Source organism: Pseudomonas sp. TAA207 (assembly GCF_001529285.1).
GTDB lineage: Bacteria > Pseudomonadota > Gammaproteobacteria > Pseudomonadales > Pseudomonadaceae > Aquipseudomonas > Aquipseudomonas weihenstephanensis.
On the sequence record NZ_LLWJ01000008.1, the window covers coordinates 1 to 1,625 of the forward strand.

Consider the following 1,625-nt stretch of genomic DNA (forward strand, 5'->3'; position numbering starts at 1 on the left):
GTTTATTTTATATACTATTATATCAAAAAAACTCTAAGCTGTCAAGCCTAAAGTTTTATATGATGTTATTGTTTACTTTTTATAAATATGGGGAAGCCAATAAAATTCACTTAGCACTCTGTATCCATTTTTTTGAAGCCATTTACCAGCAATTATATAACTTTCTATACTTCCGTCAAATGCTTCCATTTTTTCTCTTAGTTCTTTTTCAATTCTTGGTTCTTTTTCAATAGGATGCAATATAAACTTTTCAACCATTTAAGCCTCTTTCAATTTATTCTTGAACCAAACAATGCGTTCTTTGAACCAAGCGTCAACTCCTTCAGGACGTAGCCATTTACCTTGTTTAACTCCATTCTTTTCCATGAACTCAATCACTTTAGTTGGAGTTTCTAGGTCGTCCCACATAGTATATTGTTTTGCTGAATTGAATTTACTAAACATTTCAAGTGTTTCGATGTAGCTATCTTTCAGAAGCTCCGTGTCAAGCAATTTTTGGGCCTTTTCAGCACGTTTAGCAAGTCGTTCGTTAGCTTGTTCCAGTTGCTCCTTTTGTCGCTGTAAGCTCAAGTTGTGGTTGATGTAAGCAATTTGCTGTGCATGTCGTCCAAGTTTGCCTTGCGTATTAAGCTCGATTAGTTTAGCCAGTCCGTCGCCAAGAATTTCATCAGGGACAAGATTATATTTATATTTTTTATTTGTGTTTCGTACATAGTTGTCAAGCGTTTGTTTAATTTTAAGTTTTTTGTGCAGTTCTCTTAGCGTTGTCAATTTAATACTCCCTCATATATTTTACCAAACTTCAAAGCGTTAATTTTCACTAACTGCTTCAAGTCTGATATAAATTGCTGTTCTCCGTCAAAGTCAAATGGCATTGATACATTTTCCTTGATCCAAGTGAAAGCTCCGTCAAAGTCTTGTCTTAGTAAGCTCATCTTATCCACGATGTCGATAATTTGCTCTCTCTCTTCTGCTGTGTACATGTAACCAACTTTCTAGAAAGGAAGTTCTGATTCATCAACTTCAATCGGTTCAGATTTTCCAAATAAGTCCTGTTTAGCTTGTGATTGACTACTATTATCATTAGAGATAAATACTTTTTCAACTGTGGGAAAAACAAAGTTATAATTTACGTATTCGCCTGATTCCTTAGCTTGTACACGACCGCTGACCGTTACTGTGTCTCCTAATTGAATGAAGTCAGGCAAGAAAGCCGAACCATATGCAACTTTCACGTTAGATCCCTTTTCTTTTTCAAATAATGGTACTGAAATGATTTTCTTGTCGCCTTTTGCTGTGCTTACTGTACGTGTGTTCTTTTCGTTCGCTTGTGCTGTAACTGTGATAATTGCCATTTAATTATTCTCCTTTTTCTGATTCTTGCTGTGCTAACCAAATCGTCATGATGTCGGTAATTTCTTTTTTAGTCTTATCTTTCAAGCTATCGATATTTTTATATCCTAGTTGTTCAGCTCGTTTAATAAGTGGTTGGATCTCTCTAAGTCGTTGTTTTTCTGCTTCAAGTTCTTTCTGCTCTTCTGTCAAGTCAGGAAGGTCTTCATTTGCGTAAATGTATAGCCCTAAACCATGACGAGCGATTGCCTTAACTAGTCCACGCTGAATGG

At 35.8% G+C, this 1,625-nt stretch carries 5 protein-coding genes; all 5 read right to left on the minus strand.

The window, feature by feature from the left end; all coding sequences use genetic code 11:
- Nucleotides 1–72 precede the first annotated feature (72 nt).
- Nucleotides 73–258 carry a hypothetical protein gene (locus AP059_RS22310; protein ID WP_131811506.1) on the minus strand — a complete coding sequence of 62 codons (186 nt, stop codon included), beginning with the start codon at nucleotides 256–258 and terminating at the stop codon, nucleotides 73–75.
- Nucleotides 259–771: a hypothetical protein gene (locus tag AP059_RS00060; protein ID WP_059874874.1), complete on the minus strand. Its 513-nt coding sequence runs from the start codon at nucleotides 769–771 to the stop codon at nucleotides 259–261.
- Nucleotides 768–983, minus strand: coding sequence for a hypothetical protein (locus AP059_RS00065; protein WP_036087094.1), 216 nt, complete (start codon nucleotides 981–983; stop codon nucleotides 768–770). Before AP059_RS00065 ends, AP059_RS00060 begins: the two co-directional genes overlap by 4 nt.
- A gap of 12 nt (nucleotides 984–995) precedes the next feature.
- Nucleotides 996–1,355: a single-stranded DNA-binding protein gene (locus AP059_RS00070; RefSeq protein WP_059874876.1), complete on the minus strand. Its 360-nt coding sequence runs from the start codon at nucleotides 1,353–1,355 to the stop codon at nucleotides 996–998.
- A gap of 4 nt (nucleotides 1,356–1,359) precedes the next feature.
- The coding region (locus tag AP059_RS00075) for a Sak single strand annealing protein (protein WP_120752292.1) at nucleotides 1,360–1,625 on the minus strand (266 nt) is incomplete at its 5' end.